This is a genomic window from Vibrio sp. 10N.261.54.A5, assembly GCF_041471145.1.
In the GTDB taxonomy this organism is placed as follows: Bacteria; Pseudomonadota; Gammaproteobacteria; order Enterobacterales; family Vibrionaceae; genus Vibrio; species Vibrio crassostreae_C.
The window spans coordinates 1-7,920 of the sequence record NZ_JBFRNU010000048.1 but is presented as its reverse complement, the minus strand read 5'-3'; the positions used below and the strand labels follow the sequence as shown (position 1 = coordinate 7,920).

The following is a 7,920-nucleotide window of genomic DNA, read 5'->3' as shown; positions in this document are numbered from 1 at the left end:
TTCTTATCAAGGTAGATATCACCGTAACGTACACGTTTCAGGCGGCTTACTGTCGTTTCTTGAGATTCCCAAAGACGACGAACTTCACGGTTACGACCTTCGTTAATCGCTACGTAGAAAGTATGGTTCATACCTTCACCACCAGCGTAAACAACATCTTCAAAACGAGCCATGCCGTCTTCTAGTTGTACACCACGAGTAACGTTTTTAACTTTTTGCTCAGTCACTTCACCGAATACACGTACTAGGTACTCACGCTCAACCTGACGGCTTGGGTGCATTAGACGGTTTGCAAGCTCACCATCAGTAGTGAAAAGCAAAAGGCCTGATGTGTTTGCATCAAGACGACCAACTGAAATCCAACGAGAACCACGGATCTTAGGTAGACGATCGAAAACAGTACGGCGGCCTTCAGGGTCGTGACGAGTACAAAGCTCACCTTCAGGTTTGTAGTAAGCAAGTACACGACAAACCACTTCTTCAGAAGCCTTGCCTGAAACAGTATGGCCATCGATACGGATCACTGAGTTCTCGTCTTCAAGACGCTCGCCCAGTTTCGCAACTTGACCGTTAACACTTACACGACCAGATTTGATTAAACCTTCTAGTTCACGACGAGAACCGTGACCAGCTCGCGCTAAAACCTTCTGTAATTTTTCGCTCATTTACTCTTTTCTACCTAATTGTCGTCTTCACAGACGTCGAATGAATTTTTCGCGACCAAATCGCGGTCGCGTATTATCGCAAATAACCTGCCAAAAAGCACTTGTTATTTACTGTGGCAGGTTTGCTGTATCGTTACAGACTGTTAATCAGTAAAGCGATTATTCAAACGGCGCAGGATCGCCAGCACCACGACGTAGAACCACGGCATCATCGTCACTGAAGTCAATAACCGTCGTCGGTTGCTCACCTAAGTAACCGCCATTCAAAATGACATCAACCGCATGCTCTAGGCTGTCACGAATTTCTTCTGGATCCGACTCCGTAGTCTCGTTACCCGGCAGAATCAGAGACGTCGACATTAATGGTTCACCCATCGCTTCCAAAAGGTCGAGTGCAATCTTGTTGTCTGGGACACGAATACCAATCGTTTTACGCTTGGCGTTCATCAAACGCTTTGGCACTTCTTTGGTTGCTTTAAAGATAAACGTGTAAGCACCTGGTGTATGTGCTTTCAGTAGGCGGAAAGCCACGTTATCAACGCGTGCATACAGTGATAACTCAGAAAGATCACGACATAACAAGGTGAAATTGTGCTTGTCATCGATGCGACGAATTTTACAGATACGTTCAAGTGCTTGTTTGTTTTCAAGCTGACAGCCCAGCGCATAACCGGAATCTGTTGGATAAACCACAACGCCGCCATTGCGAATAATCGCAACCGCTTGAGTAATTAAGCGTGCTTGTGGGTTATCTGGGTGTACATAAAAAAACTGGCTCATTGTTGATCCTCGTTATCGAATCTCTCGACTCTATCATCAGAAGGAGCTGGCTCACCTAAAGACTATTCAGATGGTGAAACCGTTTGAAACTCCCAATCTTTCCATACTTCTTCGACCCCAGAAGGTAGCCAGAGATTGCGTCCAAGTTCCATCCACGGAGATGGGTAATGGAAATCACTGCCTTGGGAGGCTAATAGTTTGTATTGTATAGCATAATCCGCGAGTGTGCGTCTTTCTTGTTGCGCTTGCTGAGGTTGAGCTACTTCCATCGCATCCCCTTTCGCTTCAACAAATGCCGCTAGCAGGCGCTTAACCCACTTGGCTGTAAGGCCATATCGCCCAGGGTGAGCGAGCACGGCTTGTCCACCAGCAGCATGAATAGCCGTGACAGCATCACTCATTGAACACCACGTTGGCGGCACATAACCTGGGTTATTGCGAGTAAGAAACTTTTTAAACACCTGCTGCATGGTTTTCGCATAGCCATTGTCGACTAGCCACTTAGCAAAGTGAGCGCGAGTGATTGGTGCATCACCCGCAATCAATTTAACTTCTTCTAACACCCCTTCACGAGTCGCTTTCTCAAGACGGTGAGCGATCATCTCAGCACGCCCAATACGGTGTTGCTTCTGTTGTTCAATGAGCGCTTTGAGTTCTGGTGACTCAGGATCAACGTTTAACCCAACAATATGGATATCTTTGTTTTGCCAAACAGTCGAAATCTCAATGCCGTTTATCAACTGAATAGGAAGGTTGTTATCCGCAATGTAGCTGCGTGCTTCAGCAAGCCCATCAGTCGTGTCATGATCTGTAATCGCTAGCGCTTCGATGTTAAAGCCAAGCGCTCGGTCAATTAGCTCAGGTGGAGTAAGTCGGCCATCTGAGGCTGTTGTATGACTATGTAGATCAATTCTCATATATTCTTTTTCATTGTTTTCAATTTTTATCGTTATATTTGTGTCAACACACTTGACCCGCAAGCAGAAAACTAGTTAACTAGTACACAAATACGAAGTATCACATTTGATAGGTTCACCATGTTACAAGAATTTAACCAAAACCATAAAGATAAAGTTTTAGAACTTTCTTCAGTAGAAGCAAGTTCAGAGCTTAATTGGTGGCGCACTTGGACAAGTTCTTGGTGGGCTAACGTGTACTTCTAATTAAACAGTTTGTTTATAAAAAAGTTATCACTAAGCCCGCTTTAATAGCGGGCTTTTTAATTTGTCGAACATCTCACATTCAACTGACTAACAAATCATCGAATTGACCATATTCTAGATTGGGTGAAAGGTATCTTTATGCGACTATGTACGGCAGGAAATTTAAAGAATCATAAAGGAGGTCTTGTGAACAAGGCCATTGAAATCAAAAAGCTGGGAACCATTGAGGTCATCAATTCCTCAGTTCCTTACTCGCAAGATCCAACCAGCGTTTTTCATACTTTGTGTGAAAACAAAACTGATAGTCTTTTGTTGGAATCTGCCGAGATTGAATCTAAACAGAACCTGACAAGCCTACTCCTTATCGACTCTGCTGTTCGCATCGTATGTCGCGGACATGAAGTAACCTTTCAAGCATTGACTGAAAACGGTCAAGCGCTTATCGAACATCTCACTCAAAACGTGAAAGCAGAAATTAAATCTGACCTTACTGATAACGTTTTGACGCTGACTTTTATCGAACCAAGCAACGAATTAGACGAAGACTCACGTTTAAGAGAAGCCTCTTCATTCGATGCACTGCGTTTGGTTCAGCACAGCTTTGAGCAAGACGCGGATAACAAACACGCATTATTCATGGCGGGCTTATTCGCTTACGACATCGTGGCAAACTTTGAGCCACTAGGTGATGCTGAAGCAACCAACAATTGTCCTGACTTTGTATTCTACGTAGCTGAAACACTATTGCGTTTCGATCACCAAGAGAACGAAGGCCTACTTCACGCGAGCTTGTTCGCTCAAGATGACAGCATCAAAGCGCAATTGACTGACCGTCTAGCCGACATTCAAACTCAGTGTCAGTCACTGAAAGCCATCACAGAAGTTACGCCGTTAGACAACGTTGAAGCAGTACCAAGCGTTTCAGATGAAGACTTCTGCCAAACGGTTCGTGATTTAAAAGAGTACGTAGTTAAAGGCGATGTGTTCCAAGTAGTTCCTTCACGCCGCTTTACTCTACCTTGCCCTGCTCCATTGGCAGCTTATAAAGAACTCAAACAAAGTAACCCAAGCCCTTACATGTTCTACATGCAAGATGAGCTGTTTACTCTGTTCGGTGCATCTCCAGAAAGCGCGTTGAAATACGAGACAGAAACCAACCAAATCGAGATCTACCCTATTGCTGGCACTCGTCGTCGCGGTAAGCGTCCTGATGGTCAAATCGATTTCGACCTAGATAGCCGTATTGAACTTGAACTGCGTACCGACAAAAAAGAAAACGCGGAACACATGATGCTAGTAGACCTAGCACGTAACGATGTTGCGCGTATTGCCGAAGCTGGCACTCGCCACGTAGCAGACTTGCTAAAAGTTGACCGCTACAGCCATGTAATGCACTTGGTTTCTCGTGTTGTTGGTCAGCTCCGTGAAGACTTAGATGCTCTGCACGCTTACCAAGCTTGTATGAACATGGGCACGCTAACGGGCGCACCAAAAATCCGCGCAATGCAGCTTATTCGTGACGTAGAAAAAACGCGTCGTGGTAGCTACGGTGGTGCAGTCGGTTATCTAACCGGTGAAGGGACTCTAGATACTTGTATCGTAATTCGCTCTGCTTACGTTGAAGATGGCGTAGCACAAGTACAAGCTGGCGCTGGTGTGGTATTCGATTCAGACCCACAAGCAGAAGCCGATGAAACTCGCGGCAAGGCACAAGCGGTTATCTCAGCGATTCAAGCAGCTCATACTAAGAACCTGACAAATAAGAAGGAGTCGTAATCATGGCTGATATTGTATTCATCGATAACTTCGACTCGTTCACTTACAACCTTGTAGACCAATTTCGTTCATTAGGTCACAGCGTAAAAATTTACCGTAACAACATTCCTGCAAAAGTAGTTGAAGCGGCGATCAACGAACTAGACAACCCTGTTGCACTGCTTTCGCCAGGCCCTGGCGCTCCAGCAGATGCGGGCTGTATGCCAGAGCTGATTCAGCTTCTAAAAGGTAAAGTGCCAATGATTGGTATTTGCTTAGGCCACCAAGCGATTGTTGAAGCCTATGGCGGCACCGTTGCAGGCGCTGGCGAAATCATTCATGGTAAGGTGTCGATGATGGAACACCAAAACCATGCGACTTACCAAGGCTTACCTTCGCCATTGGCTATCGCTCGCTACCACTCTTTAGTGGCAACGCATGTATCTGATAGCCTAACGGTGACCGCTGAAGTAGATGATTTGGTGATGTCTGTGGTTCAAGAACAAGACAAGGTGTGTGGATTCCAATTCCACCCTGAATCAATTATGACGACCTACGGTGCAACGCTTCTAGCAAACGCTATCGAATGGGCTCTTGAGAAAAAGACGATATAGGAAACGATCATGGAACAGATTAATAAACTTTACGAACAGCAGTCTCTTACTCAAGAAGAAAGCCAACAGTTATTTGATGTGATCATCAAGGGTGAACTAGACCCAATCTTGATGGCTTCTGCGCTAACTGCACTGAAAATCAAAGGCGAAACGCCCGATGAAATTGCAGGCGCAGCAAAAGCACTACTTGCGAATGCAAACCCGTTCCCGCGCCCTGATTACGATTTCGCAGACATCGTAGGTACAGGTGGCGACGGTCACAACACCATCAATATCTCGACGACTTCTGCATTTGTTGCCGCAGCGTGTGGCTTAAAAGTCGCGAAGCACGGTAACCGCAGCGTATCGAGCAAATCAGGTTCTTCTGACCTATTGGATTCGTTCGGTATCAACCTAGCGATGACAGCTGAAGACACACGTACGGCTGTTGATGAACTTGGCGTAGCATTCCTATTTGCTCCGCAATATCACGTTGGTGTACGTCACGCGATGCCGGTTCGTCAAACAATGAAAACGCGCACTATCTTCAATATTCTTGGCCCACTGATTAACCCTGCTCGCCCTAACATCGAGCTAATGGGTGTTTACAGCAAAGAGCTGGTACGCCCTATCGCAGAAACCATGCTGCAAATGGGCATGAAGCGTGCAGCTGTTGTGCACGGTAGCGGCCTAGATGAAGTAGCGATTCACGGCGAGACTATCGTTGCTGAGATTAAAGATGGCAAGATTCACGAGTACACAGTGACTCCGGCTGACTTTGGTTTGAACACTCACCCTCTTGAAGCAATCAAGGGCGGTGAGCCAGAAGAGAACAAAGCCATCACAACCGATATCCTAACGGGTAAAGGCACTGAAGCCCAAGTTGGCGCAGTAGCCGTGAACGTTGCTCTATTGATGCGTCTATTTGGTCACGAAGATTTAAAAGCCAACGCACAGCAAGCGATTGACGCGATGAACTCTGGCAAAGCGTACGAGCTTGTACAAAAGCTTGCTGCACACGCCTAACGAACGACGAATCGAGACAAAGAACATGACACAGACTACCGATAAACTGTCGACCCACGTTTCAGTCAAAGAAGCTGAAATGGCGGAAGTATTAGCAAAAATCGTTCGTGATAAATACCAATGGGTTGAAGCACGTAAGCAGACTCAACCATTAGACGAGTTTAAAGCGTCACTAACTGCAACAGACCGCAGCTTTTATGACGCTCTGAGCGGAGAACAAACGGTTTTCATCACTGAATGTAAAAAGGCCTCTCCGTCAAAAGGTTTAATCCGTGACGAGTTTGACCTCGACTACATTGCTTCTGTTTACAACAACCACGCAAACGCGATTTCTGTGCTGACAGACGAGAAGTACTTCCAAGGTGACTTTGAGTTTTTACCTAAAGTTCGCAGCATTGCTAAGCAGCCTATCCTGTGTAAAGACTTCATGGTTGATACCTACCAAGTGTATCTAGCTCGTCATTACTCAGCTGATGCTATCTTGTTAATGCTATCGGTATTAGATGACGAAGAGTACAAAGCGCTGGCGGAAGTCGCTCACTCACTCAACATGGGTGTATTGACCGAAGTCAGCAACGAAGAAGAGCTTCACCGTGCAGTCGCTCTAAACGCTAAGGTGATCGGCATTAACAACCGTAATCTTCGTGACCTTTCGACTGATTTGAACCGTACTAAAGAGTTGGCGCCGCTGATTCGCGAACTGGCTCCAAACGCAGTTGTGATTTCAGAGTCTGGCATCTACACACATCAACAAGTTCGTGACCTTTCAACGTTTGCAGATGGCTTCCTAATCGGTAGCTCTCTAATGGCAGAGAAGAACCTCGAGCTTGCGGTACGCAAAGTAACACTGGGTGAAAACAAGGTGTGTGGTTTAACTCACTCTGACGATGCAGCAAAGGCTTATCAAGCTGGTGCGGTATTCGGTGGTCTGATATTCGTTGAAGCATCTAAGCGTCATGTGGATATCGAAGCGGCTCGTTTGACTATGAGCGGCGCACCTTTGAACTACGTGGGTGTGTTCCAAAACCACAGCGTTACTGACGTTGCGAAAACGGTTTCTGAGCTAGGCCTGTTCGCTGTGCAATTGCACGGTGATGAGTCTCAAGCGTTTGTCGATGAGCTAAAACAGTCACTACCTGAAAGCGTTGAGATTTGGAAAGCTTACGGTGTTGCTTGCGGCGCTGAGAGCGCATTACCAGAATTGCTGGAAAGCAACGTGACTCGTCACCTGCTAGATACTAAAGTGGGTTCTCAAACAGGTGGCACAGGCCAAGTGTTCGATTGGAACCTAATCAACAACCAAAGCACAATCATGTTGGCGGGTGGCCTAAACCCAGAAAATGCTAACCAAGCCGCTAAGTTGGGTTGCTTAGGATTAGACCTAAACTCTGGCGTTGAATCCGCTCCAGGAAAAAAAGACGCAGACAAACTGCAACGTGCTTTTGCAGCGATTCGCAATTACTAGTCCAAACTCGGCGCTAGAAATTAGAAAGCAGAAACTAAAAACATATTTGTGAGCTTTGCCTTTTGCGAAGCTCAAACAAGATTAAATGACTTGGTGTGAATACACATCAGTAGAATTGAAGGAATAACACAATGGCTAAACTCGATGCCTACTTTGGTGAATACGGTGGTCAATACGTACCGCAGATCCTAGTGCCAGCACTAGACCAACTTGAACAAGCATTTATCGATGCACAAGCCGATCCTGAGTTCCGCAGCGAATTCATGACGCTTCTTCAAGAGTACGCTGGTCGTCCAACGGCACTAACGTTGACTCGTAACCTAACTAAAGGCACAAAAACCAAACTGTACCTTAAGCGTGAAGATCTACTTCACGGTGGCGCCCACAAGACAAACCAAGTACTTGGTCAAGCATTGCTAGCAAAACGTATGGGTAAGCAGGAAATCATCGCTGAAACTGGGGCAGGCCAACAC

Annotated in this window: 8 protein-coding genes, 1 pseudogene and 1 other annotated feature; of the genes and pseudogenes, 6 read left to right on the top strand and 3 right to left on the bottom strand. The window is 46.1% G+C overall.

The features are described 5' to 3' along the window. The 3 genes from rluB to rnm all read right to left on the bottom strand — a co-directional run. Nucleotides 1-665 (bottom strand): 23S rRNA pseudouridine(2605) synthase RluB (gene rluB / locus AB4329_RS15380; RefSeq protein WP_372138680.1); only part of this gene is annotated, 665 nt, incomplete at its 3' end. A gap of 159 nt (nt 666-824) precedes the next feature. Further along, nucleotides 825-1,445, bottom strand: coding sequence for an L-threonylcarbamoyladenylate synthase (locus tag AB4329_RS15375; RefSeq protein WP_009848751.1), 621 nt, complete (start codon nt 1,443-1,445; stop codon nt 825-827). A gap of 62 nt (nt 1,446-1,507) precedes the next feature. Continuing rightward, a complete protein-coding gene (gene rnm, locus AB4329_RS15370; RefSeq protein ID WP_017061496.1) occupies nt 1,508-2,362 on the bottom strand; it encodes an RNase RNM in 855 nt (284 codons plus the stop codon). 120 nt (nt 2,363-2,482) lie between these two features. On the opposite strand from rnm, the gene AB4329_RS15365 reads away from it, so the two are divergent. The 6 genes and pseudogenes from AB4329_RS15365 to AB4329_RS15340 form a co-directional block, all read left to right on the top strand. Further along, nucleotides 2,483-2,608, top strand: coding sequence for a trp operon leader peptide (locus AB4329_RS15365; protein WP_009848753.1), 126 nt, complete (start codon nt 2,483-2,485; stop codon nt 2,606-2,608). Continuing rightward, nucleotides 2,555-2,669, top strand: a sequence feature (Trp leader region). (Overlaps the previous gene by 54 nt.) Before the next feature lie 125 nt (nt 2,670-2,794). Continuing rightward, a complete protein-coding gene (locus AB4329_RS15360; RefSeq protein ID WP_017061497.1) occupies nt 2,795-4,384 on the top strand; it encodes an anthranilate synthase component 1 in 1,590 nt (529 codons plus the stop codon). A gap of 2 nt (nt 4,385-4,386) precedes the next feature. Then, a complete protein-coding gene (locus AB4329_RS15355; RefSeq protein WP_010438041.1) occupies nt 4,387-4,977 on the top strand; it encodes an aminodeoxychorismate/anthranilate synthase component II in 591 nt (196 codons plus the stop codon). Nucleotides 4,978-4,986: 9 nt separating this feature from the next. Next, the gene (gene trpD, locus AB4329_RS15350; RefSeq protein WP_009848756.1) at nt 4,987-5,982 is read left to right on the top strand and encodes an anthranilate phosphoribosyltransferase; all 996 of its coding nucleotides are present in this window, start codon (nt 4,987-4,989) and stop codon (nt 5,980-5,982) included. A 25-nt stretch (nt 5,983-6,007) separates the two neighbouring features. Then, nucleotides 6,008-7,447, top strand: coding sequence for a bifunctional indole-3-glycerol-phosphate synthase TrpC/phosphoribosylanthranilate isomerase TrpF (gene trpCF / locus AB4329_RS15345; RefSeq protein WP_372138678.1), 1,440 nt, complete (start codon nt 6,008-6,010; stop codon nt 7,445-7,447). 131 nt (nt 7,448-7,578) lie between these two features. Next, nucleotides 7,579-7,920, top strand: a pseudogene (locus AB4329_RS15340) (tryptophan synthase subunit beta); the annotation flags it as partial.

Coding starts and splice junctions, on each gene's coding strand:
- AB4329_RS15375 (WP_009848751.1), bottom strand. CDS start 1,445: ATGAGCCAGTTTTTTTATGTACACCCAGATAACCCACAAGCACGCTTA.
- rnm (WP_017061496.1), bottom strand. CDS start 2,362: ATGAGAATTGATCTACATAGTCATACAACAGCCTCAGATGGCCGACTT.
- AB4329_RS15365 (WP_009848753.1), top strand. CDS start 2,483: ATGTTACAAGAATTTAACCAAAACCATAAAGATAAAGTTTTAGAACTT.
- AB4329_RS15355 (WP_010438041.1), top strand. CDS start 4,387: ATGGCTGATATTGTATTCATCGATAACTTCGACTCGTTCACTTACAAC.
- trpD (WP_009848756.1), top strand. CDS start 4,987: ATGGAACAGATTAATAAACTTTACGAACAGCAGTCTCTTACTCAAGAA.
- trpCF (WP_372138678.1), top strand. CDS start 6,008: ATGACACAGACTACCGATAAACTGTCGACCCACGTTTCAGTCAAAGAA.